Here is a 15,428-nt window from a genome sequence, read left to right as displayed (position 1 = left end):
GCGCTATGGGCTGCCGCCGCTGGCCTGGCTGCGCAACTGGCGGGTAGCGCGTGCGCGCGTCCTGCTGCGCGACGGCCTGGCGCTGGCGGATGCCGCGCACGCCGTGGGTTTCGCCGACCAGGCCCATCTGACCCGCGTCTTCAAACAGGTCTACGGCAGCACGCCCGGCGTGCTGCGCAGGGCGGGTGCGGCTTCCCAGACATTGCGGGCGCGCGGCGTTTCGACCCGGTAGTCCGAGTACTTGCGGGCGAAGAACGTGGCGCCCAGCTCCGCCGCCGCCTGCAACGGCTGGCGCGGGTCCGCCGCGACTTCGCCGCGCAGGTTGCCGACGCCGTGCACATAGCCGACGAAATCCGAATGGGTGTAGCGCGCGTATTCCTGGATCTGGTGCACGATGCCCAGCGCCGCGCCCGGGTAGGTTTCCTCGGATGCCACCGCCAGGCCCAGGCGCTTGCCGACCATGCGCTGCTTGACCCGTTCCGGTTCGGGACCTTGGCCGGCGTAATGGCTGAACGAGCGGTCAAAGAATGCCTTGGTCTGCGCCGACATGCCGTACCAGTAGATCGGGGTGCAGATCAGGACGCCGTCGGCCGGCAGGAAATGGTCCAGGAACAGCTCGGAATAGTGGTCGGCGGGCGCGGTGGCGTGCCGCAGGTCCGGCAGGAAGGACTGGATGTAGTCGTCCAGGAACAGCTGCGTGGCGGCGATGCCCGCCGCCTCGGCGCCCTGCAGCGCGGCCGCGCCCAACGCCGCGCTGTTGCCGTCGCGCCGCGGGCTGCCGACCAGGATCAACAGGCGCTTGGTGGGATGATCTGAATTCATGTTTTGTTCCTTTTGTGGACATGGCATGCTGTCATGCAGTGAGGAAAATTTAGTATTTCTTCCTGATATGCGACAAATGATGAATCCTTGAGTAAGATGAATTTTTTTCATCCTTAATGCCAGGGACCCCATGTTCGCCACGTTGCCGGTGACGGCGCTGCGCACCTTCGAGGCGGCCGCCAGGCTGCTCAGCTTCAAGCTGGCCGCGGCTGAACTTGCCGTCACGGCCACCGCGGTGTCGCATCAGGTCAAGGCGCTGGAACGCCACGTGGGCTACGCGCTGTTCGAGCGCGTGCCGCGCGGAGTGCGCCTGACCGAGAAGGGCGCGCGGCTCTTTGCCGGGGTGCATGGCGCCTTGCTCGATGTCGCGCAGACCCTGGACGCCTTGCGCGCCGCGCCGGCTTCGGGCGCGTTGACCGTATCCACCACGCATTCGTTCGCGGCCTTGTGGCTGGTGCCGAGGCTGGGGCGCTTCTACGCGGCGTTTCCGCAATACCAGCTGAAGCTGAACACCAGCCCTGAACCGGTGGACCTGCTGCGCGACGCCAGCGTGGACCTGGCCATCCGCTACAGCCGCGAGCGCTGGCCGGGGCTGCACGCTGCCTGCTCGCTGCAGGAGTGGTTCGGCGTCTATGGTGCACCGGCGCTGGCCGCCTTGCCGGGCAAGCGCGCGCCGTCGCTGGTGACCGTGCGTTGGCGCGATTCGCAGCTATACGAGCAGGGCTGGCAGGACTGGTGCGAGGCGGCCGGCTTGCCGTCCTGGCGCAAGCCGGCGGCGCTGCACGCCTACGAGGAAGAGCATTACGCGCTGCAGGCCGCCATCGCCGGCCAGGGGCTGGTGCTGGCCAGCTCCGTCATGGTGTCGGACAGCGTGGCCGCCGGCACCCTGGCGCCGTACCGGCCCGAGGTCAGGGTGGCGGGAGCGGCCTACACCGCGCTGTGCGCGCCGGGCCGCGAACGCCATCCGCCGGTCAAGGCATTCCTGGGGTGGTTGCGCAAGGAATTCGAGGCCCGGGCATGAGGCCGGGAAGCGTCCGGCTCGCGGCCCAGGTTACAGGATTGACGCCGCTGGCCGCGCACTTCTACTCTCTCCCGACAATCAGCGCGGAGGCCGCCAGGCATGAATCGATTCCATGAAATGAGCGTATTCCTGGCGGTGGCCGAGGCGCAGAGCTTTGCCGCGGCGGCGCGGCGCCTGGAAATGTCGGCGCCCACCGTCACGCGCAGCGTTTCGGCGTTGGAACGGCGGCTGGGCGCCTTGCTGCTGGTGCGCACCACGCGCAGCTTGCGCCTGACCGAGGCCGGCCAGCGCTATGCCGACGACTGCCGCCGCATCCTCGACGACGTGGAGCAGGCCGACGATGCCGTGGCCGGCGCCATGGCCGCGCCGCGCGGCGCGCTCAGCATCACCGCGCCCGCCTTCTTCGGCGAACTGCACGTGATGCCGGCCGTGCTGGGCTATCTGCGCGCGCACCGCGAAGTCTCGGTGCGCACGCTGCTGGTGGACCGCGTGGTGAATCTGCTGGACGAGCGCGTGGACGTGGCGGTGCGCATCGGCGCCTTGCCGGATTCCACGCTGACGGCGGTGCCGGTGGGGCAGGTGCGCCGCGTGGTCTGCGCCGCGCCCGCCTTTCTGCGCGAACACGGCGTGCCGCAGGATCCGGAGTCCTTGCAGCGCTTTTGCACGGTCACCGCCGCCTTGGAGGGCCGTACGCCGCAATGGCGCTTCCAACACGATGGCCAGTCCAGGAGCCTGCGCGTCGATTCGCAGCTGACGGTCACGTCCTTCCAGGCCGCGGTGCTGGCGGCGTGCGAGGGCTGGGGGCTGACGCAGGTGGTGTCCTACCAGGTGGCGCGGCATCTGGCCAGCGGTGCCTTGCAAGTGGTGCTGCGCGACTTCGAACTGCCGCCGCTGCCCGTGCACGTGGTGTACCCCGAAGGCCGCAAGAGTTCGGCCAAGGTGCGCAGCTTCGTCGAGTTCTGCGTCGAGGCCCTGCGCCGCGACCTGGCGACGCTGCCCGCATAGCGCCCCGTCCCGGGGCTGCGCCCGCGCGTGCGCAGCTGGCGCGCGCGATGGCTATCGGCTTTCTTTCACATATCGCAAGAGTGTCTTGCGGACGCTGGCCGTTCACGCGCCGCCGGCGCCGGCCCAAGATGGAGCCTGTATCCGACTTGGAGTCCACTCATGCAAACCGCCCAGACCCCTACGCTGACGTTCTACAGCTTTCCCCTGTCGGGCCACGCCCATCGCGTCGCCCTGATGCTGTCCCTGCTGGAGGTGCCGTACCGCAAGGTGGATGTGGACCTGCGCGGAGGCGAACACAAGCGTCCCGCATTCCTGGCGCTGAACTCCTTTGGCCAGGTGCCGGTCATCGACGACAACGGCGTCGTGGTGGCCGATTCCACCGCGATCCTGGTCTATCTGGCCAAGCGCTACAACGGCCAGGCCTGGCTGCCCGAGGATCCCGCCGGCGCGGCAGCGGTACAGCGCTGGCTGTCGGTGGCCTCGGGCCAGTTGGTGAACGGTCCGAACGCGGCGCGCCTGGTGGTGCTGTTCGGCGCGTCGCATGACGTGGACAGCACGCTGGCCCGCGCGCACGCCTTGCTGCAGGTCATGGACGGCGAACTGGCGGCGCGCGATTTCCTGGCGGGAGCGGCGCCCACCATCGCGGACGTGGCCTGCTATGCCTACGTGGCGCACGCGCCGGAAGGCAATGTGTCGCTGCAAGCCTATCCGCAAGTGCGCGCCTGGCTGCGCCGCATCGAAAGCCTGCCGCGCTTCGTGCCCATGCCCACATCGCCCGTGGGCCTGTTGGCCGCTTGAGGGCGGACGCCACGCAAGGAGAACGCCATGGCCATCGCAGAACCTGCCGCCGTCCCGCCGTCGCCCTGGCATGCGGGCGAACGCCTGCTGCAACAGCAGGCGGGCGTCGCCGAACGCATGGAAGTGGCGGGACGCAAAGTCATCCGCGACTACATGCCGGACCAGCACCGCATCTTTTTCGAGCAGTTGCCCTTTGTGGTGGCGGGCGCGGTGGATGGGCAGGGCGATCCCTGGGCCGGCCTGCTGGAAGGCCTGCCGGGTTTCGTGTCCTCGCCCGATGCGCGCAGCCTGCGCGTGTCCGCCATGCCGGATGCCGACGATCCGCTGCTGGCCGGCCTGGGGCCGGACCAGCAGGTGGGCCTGCTGGGAATCGAGCTGCACACGCGCCGGCGCAACCGCGCCAACGGCCGCATCGCGGCCTGGGACGGCAAGCGTTTCGAGGTGGCGGTGACACAGTCCTTCGGCAACTGCCCACAGTACATCCAGGCGCGCGAGTTCCAGTTCTCGCGTTCGCCCGCCTTGCGTTTTCCCGGTACGCCGCAAGAGCGCGGCGGGCTGGACGATGCGGCGAGGGCGCTGATCGCCCGGTCCGACACGTTTTTCGTGGCGACCTATGCGGACGAGGGCGGCCGCAGAGTCGATGTTTCGCATCGCGGCGGCAAGCCGGGATTCGTGCGGGTGGATGGCGACGTGCTCTCCATTCCCGATTTTTCCGGCAACCGCTTCTTCAACACCCTGGGCAACATCGCGCTCAACCCGCGCGCCGGGCTGCTGTTCATCGATTTCGAGCGCGGCGACGTGCTGCAACTGACAGGCGCGGCCGAAGTGGTGCTGGACAGCCCGGAGATCGCGCAGTTCGACGGCGCTGAACGGTTGTGGCGGGTGCATGCGCGCCGGGTGGTCCGCCGGCCCGGGGCGCTGGCCTTGCGCTGGCGCTTCGATTCGTACTCGCCGACCGCCCTGGCGACGGGACAGTGGCCGTCAGGGCCAGGAGCCTTGTAGCCCGCTCCGGCCCTAGCCCGCGACAGCGGTCTTCTGCACCACGGCGTCGTCCGGGCCGAGCAGGCGGCCGTCCTGCGCCCGGATTTCCAGCTTGCGCACCGGCTGGCCGCGTTTGCGGTCTATCAGCGTCGAGTGGGGTTCGGCGGCGCCGTAGTAATGCTCTTCGCCCCATTGGCGCAAACCCACGATCACCGGGAATAGCGCCCGGCCCTTGTCCGTCAGCACGTATTCCTGATAGGCGCTGCCATCCGAGGCCGGCGCTACTTCCAGTATGCCGTGCGCCACCAGCGTGCGCAGCCGGTCGCTGAGAATGTTCTTGGCCACGCCCAGGCTTTTCTGCAGCTCGCCGAAACGCCGCAAGCCGTCGAAGGCGTCGCGCACGATCAAGAGCGACCACCAGTCGCCGATCGCGTCCAGGGAGCGTGCCACCGGGCAGGCGGCGCCTTCGAGACTAGTGCGTTTGACCATATCGGATCCTTGCTGAGGGGAATGACGGCAATGGGTGGCAATGGCGGGTTTTTTGAAATTTCGGTTGCATTATAAAACCTTGAAACCTACTATTCTGGTTTTATAACGCAACCAAATTGGAGCAAGACATGCCTGCCCGACCAGAACCCGCCGACCCCGCATCCCCCGGCCCGATGCCCAGATCCCTGGTGATGCTGCTGGCGGTCGCCTGCGCCCTGAGCGTGGCGAACGTGTATTACGCCCAGCCCCTGCTCGACGCCATCGGCCGCGAGTTCGGCATCGCCGAAGGCGCGGTGGGCATCGTGGTCACGGCCACGCAGCTGGGCTGTGCGCTGGCGCTGCTGTTCGTGGTGCCGCTGGGCGACCTGCTGGACCGCCGACGCCTGATGCTGGGGCAACTGACGCTGCTGGTGCTGTCTCTGGTTGCCGTGGCGCTGTCGGCGGGTACGCCCTGGCTGTTGCTGGGCATGGTGGCGCTGGGCCTTTTGGGGACGGCGATGACGCAGGGCCTGCTGGCCTTGTCCGCCGCGCTGGCCGCGCCGGGCGAGCGCGGCCGCGTGCTCGGCGCAGCGCAGGGCGGGGTGGTGATCGGCCTGTTGCTGGCGCGCACGCTGGCCGGCGCGGTGGCGGATCTGTGGGGCTGGCGCGCGGTCTATGTGGTGTCGGCGGCGCTGGCCGCGGTGCTGGCCGTGGTGTTGGCGCGGCGCCTGCCGCAACGCCGGCTGCCCGCGCTGCAGATGGGCTATTGGGCCTTGCTGCGCTCGCTCTACGGCCTGCTGGCCACCGAGCGCGTGCTGCGCGTGCGCGGCATGATCGCGCTGCTGATGTTCGCCGCCTTCAGCGCCTTCTGGACCGCACTGGTGCTGCCCCTGAGCGCGCCGCCGCATTCCCTGACGCACAGTGCAGTGGGCGCGTTCGGGCTGGTGGGCGTGGCGGGCGTACTGATGGCGGCGCGCGCCGGGCGCCTGGCCGACAGCGGGCAGGGCGAGCGGACTACGGCGGTGGGGTTGGTGCTGCTATGCCTGGCCTGGGTGCCCATCGCTTTCCTGGAGCAAAGCCTGTGGCTGCTGGCCCTGGGCGTGCTGGTCCTGGATATCGCTCTGCAGGCGCTGCACGTGACTAACCAGACCATGATCTTCAGCGTGAATCCGCAGGCGCATAGTCGATTGGTCGGCGGCTACATGATGTTCTACGCGGTGGGTAGCGGACTGGGGTCGATCGCGTCTACGGCGGTTTATGCTCAGGCTGGGTGGTTGGGGGTTTGCGTGCTGGGCGCGGGGATTAGTGTTGTGGCGTTGGTGTTCTGGGCGGTGACGTTGCCGCGTGGTGAGCGTTTGCTCGTTGGTTCTTAAGACGCCTGTCGCGTCGGTGGCCTGCGGGACGCGGGGCAACGATTGCGGTCCGGAGCCTTCGCTCCGGACTTCCCCTTCCTCATCCTCGTCACCGCCTGCGGCGGTTCCTTCGGATTCCGTCGGGCTTATCGACGCCCCGCGTCCCGCAGGCCACCGACGCGACAGGCTCGGCTGGTTGAATCTCCACGGGCGCTGGGGCGGGCGGTGTGCTTGGCGTTTTGGCCACGGTGGGGTGTTGGCGTGTCTTGCGGGGCCCGCCCCAGGCCGGCCGCCCGGGCGGCCTCTTGGGGCTTACGCGGTGTCTTGCGTCATGTGATGACGCTGCGCGCTGGTGGTGATTTCGGTCGGATCTGACACCTGGGCGCAGGCTGACCTAGATTCGTCACTTCAACTCTGATGCCGGATGGGCGGCGCGCGTCCGGGTCTGCATGCGTAAGCGGCTGCCCGCCGCGCGCCGCCCATCACCGCCATCCCCCCAATGAGCTGGGGACCATTAGCAAACCACTCGTCGCAATCGCGCTAGCGGACACAGTCGAAATTTAAGAAATCACGTATGTCATTCTCGGCCGCCCGCGCGGCCGAGAATGACGGGCAATACAAGATTCGTCCCTGGCCACGGCTGCAGCAGCGCACCAGACCAAGATTCTAGTAGCTCGTCGGCGCGGGCGCCTGAGTGGCGGGCAACCTCGATGCGCCCGAGGGAATCGGAAGGCAGCCGCCGCAGGCGGCAACGACGATGACGAAGGGGCAGTCCGGAGCGAAGGCTCCGGACCGCAATCGTGGGCGCCCGCCACTCAGGCGCCCGCGCCGACGAGCGGCCTACGAAGCACCGGAACGCCACCCTGAAACCAATCGCCAACAAGACCTTCATGCATCGAGCGCCCGCAGCACACCATAGCCAGCTACGGCTGCACCTCATACTCCCCAGACCCCAGCACCACCGCCGCCATACCCGGCGCCTGGCTCAGCTTATGCAGCGCGTAGCACTGCGCGGTGGCGATCTTGGCGTCGTGGAAGGCCGGGTCTTCCTGGCGCAGGTCCAGGCTGGCCAGCAGCGCGCGAGCCATCTGCCAGCCGGCAAAGGTGGTGCCCGCCAGCAGCAGATACGGCACGGCCGCCGCAAACACCGCGTTGGGGCGGCTGGCGGCATTGGTCAGGACGAAGTCGACGGCGTCGGCCAGGGCCGCGCGGGCCTGGCGCAAAGGCGCCAGCATCAGACGGGCGACCGGTTCGCTGCGGGCCTCCAGCGCCGCTTCAGTCTTGGAGACTTCCGCCAGCAGGGCGCGGGCGACGGCGCCGCCGTCGCGCAGGGTCTTGCGGCCCACCAGGTCGTTGGCCTGGATCGCCGTGGTGCCTTCGTAGATCGTCAGGATGCGGGCGTCGCGGTAGTACTGCGCGGCGCCGGTTTCCTCGATGAAGCCCATGCCGCCGTGCACCTGCACGCCCAGGCTGGCCACGTCGATGGACATCTCGGTGCACCAGCCCTTGACGATGGGCACCAGGTACTCCTGGACCGCCAGATGGCGCTTGCGGGCCTCGGCGTCGGGGTTGGCGTGCGCCTGGTCGGCGTGGCCGGCGGTGTAGTAGGCCAGGGCGCGGCCGGCCTCGGTCAACGCGCGCATCGTGCCCAGCATGCGGCGCACGTCGGGGTGCTGGATGATGGCCACCGCTTCCTTCGACGAGCCGTCCACCGGGCGGCTCTGCACGCGCTCGGCGGCATAGGCCAGCGCATGCTGGTGGGCGCGGTCGGCGACGGCCACGCCCTGCACGCCCACCGCGTAGCGGGCGGCGTTCATCATGATGAACATGGCGTCCAGGCCGCGGTTTTCCTGGCCCACCAGATAGCCCAGCGCACCGCCCGCGTCGCCGAACTGCAGCGTGCAGGTGGGGCTGGCCTTGATGCCCAGCTTGTGTTCGATCGACACGCAATGGACGTCGTTGCGCGCGCCCAGCGTGCCGTCCTGGTTGACCAGGAACTTGGGCACCAGGAACAGCGAAATGCCTTTGACGCCTTCGGGCGCGTCGGGCAGGCGCGCCAGCACCAGGTGCAGGATGTTCTCGGCCAGGTCGTGCTCGCCGTAGGTGATGAAGATCTTGGTGCCGGAGATGCGGTAGGTGCCGTCGCCCACGGGCTGCGCGCGCGAGCGCACCATGGCCAGGTCCGAGCCCGCCTGCGGTTCGGTCAGGTTCATGGTGCCGGTCCAGCGTCCGGAAATCATGGGCTCGATGAAGCGTTGCTTCAGTTCGGGCGAACCGGCAGTCAGCAGCGCCTCGATCGCGCCGTTGGTCAGCAGCGGGCATAGCGCGAAGGACAGGTTGGCGGCGTTCAGCATTTCGGAGCAGGGCGAGCCGATCAGGCCCGGCAGGCCCTGGCCGCCATATTCCACGGGATGCGTCATGCCCTGCCAGCCGGCTTCGGCGTACAGGTTGAACGCCTGCTTGAAGCCCGGCGAGGTGGTGACGGCGCCATCGCGCCAGGAACTGGGCTCGCGGTCAGCCGGGTGGTTCAGCGGGGCCAGCACGTCGGCGGTGTAGCGGGCGGATTCCTCCAGCACGGCCTGGGTGGTGTCGGGCGTGGCTTCCTCGAAGCCGGGCAGCGCGGCGACTTGCGGCAGGCCGGCAAGATGGTTCAGCACGAACAGCATGTCTTTGACGGGGGCTTGGTACGTCATGGCGTCGGAGCTCCTGGATGGGATGGGGACGAGGGGTTCAGCCGGCCTTGCCGGGGCCGGCCACGTCGATGGCCTGGGTCGCGCCGACGGCGGCGCGCAGTTCGAATTTCTGGATCTTGCCGGTGGAGGTCTTGGGCAGTTCGCCGAAGCGTACCGCGCGCGGCACCTTGAAGCCGGGCAGCAGCAGCTTGCAGTGCGCGATGATCTCTTCGGCGGTGGCGCTGCAGCCAGGCTTGAGTTCGACGAAGGCGCAAGGGGTCTCGCCCCACTTGGGATCGGGCATGGCCACCACGGCCACCGCCGCCACGGCGGGATGGCGGTAGAGCGCGTCTTCGACCTCGATGCTGGAGATGTTCTCGCCGCCGGAAATGATGATGTCCTTGCTGCGGTCCTTGATGCGGACGTAGCCGTCGGCCGTCATCACGCCCAGGTCGCCGGTGCGGAACCAGCCGCCGGCAAAGGCCTGCTCGGTGGCGCGTTCGTTCTTCAGGTAGCCCTTCATGCAGATGTTGCCGCGGAACATGACCTCGCCGACGGTCTGCTCGTCGGCCGGCACTTCTTCCATGGTGTCGGGATTGCGCACGGACACGCCGGCCTGCAGGTGGTAGCGCACGCCCTGGCGCGCATTGCGCAGCGCGCGCTCTTCCTCGTCCAGCGCGTCCCAGGCTTCCTGGCGGGCGCACACGGCTGCCGGTCCGTAGACTTCGGTCAGGCCGTACACATGGGTCAGTTCAAAGCCGATATCGCGCATCTTGGCGATGACGGCAGGCGCGGGCGCGGCGCCCGCCACCATGGTGCGCACGGTGTGGTCGATGCCGGCGCGCATTTCGGCAGGCGCATTGGCCAGCGCGCTCTGCACGATGGGCGCGCCGCAATAGTGGGTGACGCCCTCATTGCGGATGAGGTCGAACACGGTTTGCGGATCGAACTTGCGCAGGCACACGTTGACGCCGGCGCGCGCGGCGATGGTCCAGGCGAAGCACCAGCCATTGCAATGGAACAGCGGCAGGGTCCACAGGTAGACCGGATGCTTGGGCATGTCCCATTCGAGGATGTTGCTGATGGCGTTCAGATAGGCGCCGCGGTAGTGGTAGACCACGCCCTTGGGGTCGCCGGTGGTGCCGGAGGTGTAGTTCAGCGCGATGGCGTCCCATTCGTCGGCGGGCGGCTTCCAGTCGTAGCGGGCGGGGGCGCCGGCCAGGAAGGCTTCGTAGTCGACCGCGCCGGGCAGCTCCGCCGCAGCGGTTTCCAGGTCATGCACCGAGATGAGTTTGATATGCGGGAATTCGGCCCGCGCGCGCTGGGCGACTTCGGCGTACTCCGTGTCCACGATCAGCGCCTGCGCCTCGCCGTGGCCCAGCATGAACAGCACGCTGGGCGTGTCCAGGCGGGTGTTCAGGGTATTGAGCACGGCGCCCAGCATGGGCACGCCGAAGTGGGCTTCGACCATGGCGGGAATATTGGGCAGCATCACGGCCACGGTGTCGCCGCGCTTGATCCCGGCTTGCGCCAGCGCGCCGGCCAGGCGCTGGGCGCGCTCGTAGGTCTGGGCCCAGTTGCGGCGCACCTTGCCGTGTACGATGGCCAGCCGCTGGCCGTAGACCTGCGCCGCGCGGGCGATGAAGTCCACCGGGGTCAGGGCTTCGTAGTTGGCGTCGCGGCGCGCAAGGCCGTGATCGAACATAGCGCTCATGCTTGTCTCCAGTTGGGACGCGCAGGCGTCCCTTATCCGTGTGCGGGGAGTTTGATCCCCGTCGCTTGCCCTAGCTTACGGGGCCGCCGAAAATACTGTCTGTCACCTGCATGACAGACCGGCGGCCAACCTGGCTTTCCCAAGTTTTACACAGTTATTCCCATGTCCGACGTTTCAAACATCGTTTCCGCTGCGGAACTGGCCGGCCTGTTCGAGGCTTGCGCCTGGTTCGCCGCGCTGGAGGCCCGCCACCAGGACCTGGTGCTGGCGACCTCGCGCGCCGAGCACGTGGCCAATGGCGCCTGGATCGCGCGGCGCAACGCGCCTTCGGACTATTGGCTGGGGGTGCATTCGGGCCTGTTGAAGCTGGCCATCTACAACGAGTCGGGCCGCAGCTGCACCTTTTCGGGCGTGCCGCCCGGCGGCTGGTTCGGCGAGGGCAGCGTCATCAAGCGCGAACTGCGCAAGTACGACGTGGTGGCGATCCAGCCGTCGCTGGTGCTGCAGGTGCCGACGGCCACTTTCCATGCGCTTCTGGCGGCCAGCCTGCCGTTCTCGCATTTTGTCATCGGCCAGTTGAACAACCGCATGGGCGAGTTCATCGCCTCCATCCAGAACCACCGCTTGCTGGATGCGGACGCGCGCGTGGCGCAGTCGCTGGCGCAATTGTTCAATCCGCAGCTGTATCCGTCCACCGATCTGACGCTGGCGATTTCGCAGGAAGAACTAGGCTATTTGACGGGTCTGTCTCGCCAGCGGGTCAACCAGGCGCTGCAGACGCTGGCGGACCAGGGCATCCTGGCGCTGGCCTACAACCAGATCAAGGTGCTGGACCTGGACCGCCTGCGGCAGTACGGCCTGGACCAGCTCTGAGGGCGCCGGATCAGGCGCCGCGCAGGGCGCGGGCCAGCGCCGCGCGCGCCAGGATGCGGGTGGAATCCAGCGTGGGCAGGGCGGCATTGCCGTCGTTCAGCACCAGCGGCAGTTCGGTGCATCCCAGCACCACGGCATCGCAGCCGGCTTCGCGCAGGCGTTCGATCACGGCTTGCAGCCGGGCCACGGATTCCGGCCTGAATACGCCGTACACCAGTTCATTCATGATGACGCGGGCCAGCGTGTCGCGGTCGTCTTCGGACGGCCGCAGCCATTGCAGGCCGCGTTCTTCCAGCTTGTCGGGATAGACGCTGCTGTCCACCAGCCAGCGCGTGCCCAGGATGCCGATACGGCGGTGGCCGCGCGCCTGGGCCTCGGCCGCGACTTCCGCGGCGATATGCAGCCAGGGCAGGGGCGATTGCGGCAGCACATGCGCCAGCGCCTGGTGGATGGTGTTGTCCGGACAGATCAGGAAGTCCGCGCCTGCGCGCGCCAGCTTGCCGGCCGAGGACAGCATCAGCGCGCCCACGCCGGCCAGGTCGGCCCGGTCCAGGCAGGCGACGTAGTCCGCCAGCGAATGCGTGTGCAGCGAAATCTCCGGGTGCGCGTGTGGCCCCAGGCGTTCGGCGCCTTCCGCGCACAGGGTGCGGTAGCACAGCGCGGCGCCTTCGGCGGAGCAGGCGACGATGCCGATGTGCAGCGGCGTGGCGGTCATGTTGCGGACTCCTTGCTGGATGCGCGCACGTGGCGGGCGATGTCGAGAAAGCTGGCCGCCATGGCGTCCTGTTGCGCCTGCGGCAGCCGCGACAGGAACAATTCGTCGACGGCAGGGCCGTAGACCTGCCACATCTCGCGGCGCAGCGCGCGCCCCTTGGGCGTGAGGCGGGCGTAGGTGGCGCGGCGGTCCTCGTCCGAGCGGAAGCGTTCGACCAGGCCCTCGGCCTCGATGCGGTCCATCAGGCGGGTCAGGTTGTAGCGCGCGATCACCATGCGCTCGGCGATCTCGAACATCCTGGCCGTGCCTTCGGGCGCGCGTTCCAGCGCCCAGAGCGCGTCATACCAGGCCAGCGGCGGCAGGCCGGCGGCCGACAGGCGCTTTTCGATTTCTTCCACCACCAGCGCATGCGCGGTCAGGAAGAGGCTCCACGCATCGGGCTTGCCCGTGGCCATGCGGTCGGTTCCTTTGAAAGAGGTGGGAATGCAGCGGCTGATTGTAAGAGGGCGGGGCCGCCGCCAGGACATCTGGAAGGGTCCAAATAACCCTGCCGCAGTTATTTATACCCTCGATTGTGGCGGTCAAATCCACCCGGTGAAATACAACGCCATGATTTGAATGGAAATTTTCCTGGCACGGAATTCGCATAAGGGTACGTACCCCAAAACCGCAACACTGGAGGGCGTTCCCATCATGGGTCCGTATCGGAAATTATGGTTCACCTTGATCGCCGTCGTGGCGATCACATTCGCATTGCTGGGCTTCTATGGCGGCGAGGTCTATCGCCAGGCGCCGCCGATACCTGGCCAGGTCGTGACGACTGACGGCAAGCCGCTGTTCGGCCGCGACGACATCCTGGACGGCCAGACGGCCTGGCAATCGGTGGGCGGCATGCAGCTCGGCTCCGTCTGGGGGCATGGCGCCTACCAGGCGCCGGACTGGACGGCCGACTGGCTGCACCGCGAGCTGACGGCCTGGCTGGACCTGGCCGCGCGCGAACAGCACGGCCAGGACTATGCCCAGCTGGACGCGCGCGCCCAGGCCGCGCTGCGCGCCGACCTGAAGGCCGAGTACCGCGCCAACCGCAGCGATGCCGCGACCGACACGCTGACGGTGAGTCCGCGGCGCGCGCGCGCCATGGCGCAGACCGCCGCCTACTACGACCAGCTGTTTTCCGACGCGCCCGCGCTGCACCGCAGCCGCGAGAATTTCGCGATGAAGGAAAACACCTTGCCCGACGCCGCGCGCCGCACCCAGCTCACGCACTTCTTCTTCTGGACGGCGTGGGCGGCGGCGACCGAGCGCGAAGGCAAGAACGTCACCTACACCAACAACTGGCCGCATGAACCGTTGATCGACAACGTGCCCAGCGCCGAAAACGTCATGTGGTCCATCATCAGCGTGGTGGTGCTGCTGGCGGGCATAGGCTTCCTGGTCTGGGCCTGGGCCTTCCTGCGCGGCAAGGAAGAGGACGAGCCGCCGGCGCCCGCCAAGGATCCGCTGACCACCTTCCCGCTGACGCCATCGCAGCGCGCCCTGGGCAAATACCTGTTCCTGGTGGTGGCGCTGTTCGGCTTCCAGGTGCTGCTGGGCGGGTTCACCGCGCACTACACCGTCGAAGGGCAGAAGTTCTACGGCATCGACGTGTCGCAGTGGTTCCCGTATTCGCTGGTGCGCACCTGGCATATCCAGAGCGCGCTGTTCTGGATCGCCACGGGCTTCCTGGCCGCTGGCCTGTTCCTGGCGCCGCTGATCAACGGCGGGCGCGACCCGAAGTTCCAGAAGGTGGGCGTTGACATCCTGTTCTGGGCGCTGGTGCTGGTGGTGGTCGGATCGTTCACCGGCAACTACCTGGCGATCGCGCAGATCATGCCGCCGGACCTGAACTTCTGGCTGGGCCACCAAGGCTATGAATACGTGGACCTGGGCCGCCTGTGGCAGATCGGCAAGTTCGCGGGCATCTGCTTCTGGCTGGTGCTGATGCTGCGCGGCATCGTGCCCGCGCTGCGCACGCCCGGCGGCGACAAGAACCTGCTGGCACTCCTGACCGCCTCGGTCGGCGCCATCGGCCTGTTCTACGGCGCCGGCTTCTTCTACGGCGAGCGCACCCACCTGACGGTGATGGAGTATTGGCGCTGGTGGATCGTCCATCTGTGGGTGGAGGGCTTCTTCGAAGTCTTCGCGACCACGGCGCTGGCCTTCATCTTCTCCACGCTGGGCCTGGTGTCGCGCCGCATGGCCACCACCGCCAGCCTGGCCTCGGCTTCGCTCTTCATGCTGGGCGGCATACCCGGCACCTTCCACCACCTGTACTTCGCCGGCACGACCACGCCCGTGATGGCCGTCGGCGCCAGCTTCTCGGCGCTGGAAGTGGTGCCGCTCATCGTGCTGGGCCACGAAGCCTGGGAAAACTGGCGCCTCAAGACCCGCGCGGCCTGGATGGATAACCTGAAGTGGCCGCTGATGTGCTTCGTGGCCGTGGCCTTCTGGAACATGCTGGGCGCGGGCGTCTTCGGCTTCATGATCAACCCGCCGGTGTCGCTGTACTACATCCAGGGCCTGAACACGACGCCGGTTCACGCGCACGCGGCCCTGTTCGGTGTGTACGGTTTCCTGGCGCTGGGCTTCACCCTGCTGGTGCTGCGCTATATCCGTCCGCAGTATGCGCTTAGCCCCGGCCTGATGAAGCTGGCGTTCTGGGGCATGAACCTGGGCCTGGGGCTGATGATCTTCACCAGTCTGCTGCCGATCGGGCTGATCCAGTTCCATGCCAGCGTCAGCGAAGGGATGTGGTACGCCCGCAGCGAAGCCTTCATGCAGCAGGACCTGCTGAAGACCCTGCGCTGGGGCCGCACCTTTGGCGACGTGGTGTTCCTGCTGGGCGCGCTGGCCATCGTGATGCAGGTGATCCTGGGCCTTCTGAGCGGCAAGCCCGCGCTGGCCGAACCGCGCCTGCAGCCCAAGGCGGCGCGCGGCTAGCAACCCGTCCCGCGGATGCGCGCGAGCG

General features: G+C 68.0%; 14 protein-coding genes. 8 read left to right on the top strand and 6 right to left on the bottom strand.

Translation table 11 applies throughout. The features are described from left to right. Positions 1 to 232 (top strand): helix-turn-helix transcriptional regulator (locus WBB14_RS15055; protein ID WP_424240540.1); only part of this gene is annotated, 232 nt, incomplete at its 5' end. On the opposite strand, the gene WBB14_RS15050 is transcribed toward WBB14_RS15055, so the two are convergent. Further along, positions 151 to 822: a flavodoxin family protein gene (locus WBB14_RS15050; RefSeq protein WP_424240539.1), complete on the bottom strand. Its 672-nt coding sequence runs from the start codon at positions 820 to 822 to the stop codon at positions 151 to 153. The genes WBB14_RS15055 and WBB14_RS15050 overlap by 82 nt on opposite strands. A gap of 130 nt (positions 823 to 952) precedes the next feature. Between WBB14_RS15050 and WBB14_RS15045 the strand changes: the two genes are divergently transcribed. From WBB14_RS15045 to WBB14_RS15030, 4 genes are all read left to right on the top strand, one after another. Beyond that, entirely contained in the window at positions 953 to 1,843 is an 891-nt protein-coding gene (locus WBB14_RS15045; RefSeq protein ID WP_424240538.1) for a LysR substrate-binding domain-containing protein, read from the top strand. Between the two features lie 99 nt (positions 1,844 to 1,942). Beyond that, positions 1,943 to 2,848: a LysR family transcriptional regulator gene (locus WBB14_RS15040; RefSeq protein ID WP_424240537.1), complete on the top strand. Its 906-nt coding sequence runs from the start codon at positions 1,943 to 1,945 to the stop codon at positions 2,846 to 2,848. 159 nt (positions 2,849 to 3,007) lie between these two features. Beyond that, positions 3,008 to 3,646 (top strand): glutathione S-transferase family protein, encoded by a 639-nt coding sequence (locus WBB14_RS15035; RefSeq protein WP_424240536.1) that lies wholly within the window; start codon positions 3,008 to 3,010, stop codon positions 3,644 to 3,646. Between the two features lie 27 nt (positions 3,647 to 3,673). Further along, positions 3,674 to 4,648 (top strand): pyridoxamine 5'-phosphate oxidase family protein, encoded by a 975-nt coding sequence (locus WBB14_RS15030; RefSeq protein ID WP_424240535.1) that lies wholly within the window; start codon positions 3,674 to 3,676, stop codon positions 4,646 to 4,648. Between the two features lie 12 nt (positions 4,649 to 4,660). Here WBB14_RS15030 and WBB14_RS15025 read toward each other — a convergent pair whose 3' ends face one another. Then, positions 4,661 to 5,116 carry a winged helix-turn-helix transcriptional regulator gene (locus WBB14_RS15025; protein ID WP_424240534.1) on the bottom strand — a complete coding sequence of 152 codons (456 nt, stop codon included), beginning with the start codon at positions 5,114 to 5,116 and terminating at the stop codon, positions 4,661 to 4,663. Positions 5,117 to 5,244: 128 nt separating this feature from the next. Between WBB14_RS15025 and WBB14_RS15020 the strand changes: the two genes are divergently transcribed. Further along, entirely contained in the window at positions 5,245 to 6,468 is a 1,224-nt protein-coding gene (locus WBB14_RS15020; protein ID WP_424240533.1) for an MFS transporter, read from the top strand. 902 nt (positions 6,469 to 7,370) lie between these two features. Here the strand turns inward: WBB14_RS15020 and WBB14_RS15015 are convergent. Continuing rightward, the gene (locus WBB14_RS15015; RefSeq protein ID WP_424240532.1) at positions 7,371 to 9,140 is read right to left on the bottom strand and encodes an acyl-CoA dehydrogenase; all 1,770 of its coding nucleotides are present in this window, start codon (positions 9,138 to 9,140) and stop codon (positions 7,371 to 7,373) included. 37 nt (positions 9,141 to 9,177) lie between these two features. Next, positions 9,178 to 10,833: an acyl-CoA synthetase gene (locus WBB14_RS15010; RefSeq protein ID WP_424240531.1), complete on the bottom strand. Its 1,656-nt coding sequence runs from the start codon at positions 10,831 to 10,833 to the stop codon at positions 9,178 to 9,180. Between the two features lie 162 nt (positions 10,834 to 10,995). On the opposite strand from WBB14_RS15010, the gene WBB14_RS15005 reads away from it, so the two are divergent. Further along, positions 10,996 to 11,706, top strand: a complete 711-nt coding sequence (locus tag WBB14_RS15005; protein WP_424240530.1) for a Crp/Fnr family transcriptional regulator — start codon at positions 10,996 to 10,998, stop codon at positions 11,704 to 11,706. A gap of 10 nt (positions 11,707 to 11,716) precedes the next feature. Here the strand turns inward: WBB14_RS15005 and WBB14_RS15000 are convergent, their stop codons facing one another. Further along, entirely contained in the window at positions 11,717 to 12,421 is a 705-nt protein-coding gene (locus tag WBB14_RS15000) for an aspartate/glutamate racemase family protein (RefSeq protein WP_424240529.1), read from the bottom strand. After that, positions 12,418 to 12,876 (bottom strand): MarR family winged helix-turn-helix transcriptional regulator, encoded by a 459-nt coding sequence (locus tag WBB14_RS14995; RefSeq protein ID WP_424240528.1) that lies wholly within the window; start codon positions 12,874 to 12,876, stop codon positions 12,418 to 12,420. The genes WBB14_RS15000 and WBB14_RS14995 overlap by 4 nt, the downstream gene beginning before the upstream one ends. Positions 12,877 to 13,114: 238 nt before the next feature. On the opposite strand from WBB14_RS14995, the gene WBB14_RS14990 reads away from it, so the two are divergent. After that, on the top strand, positions 13,115 to 15,400 hold the full coding sequence (locus WBB14_RS14990) for a nitric-oxide reductase large subunit (RefSeq protein WP_424240527.1): 2,286 nt from the start codon (positions 13,115 to 13,117) through the stop codon (positions 15,398 to 15,400). The last annotated feature ends 28 nt before the right edge of the window (positions 15,401 to 15,428 follow it).

The sequence above is a fragment of the Achromobacter sp. genome (assembly GCF_049647645.1).
Classification (GTDB): Bacteria; Pseudomonadota; Gammaproteobacteria; order Burkholderiales; family Burkholderiaceae_B; genus Achromobacter.
The sequence above is the reverse complement of the archived record's forward strand: the minus strand, read 5'-3'. Positions and strand labels throughout refer to the sequence as shown.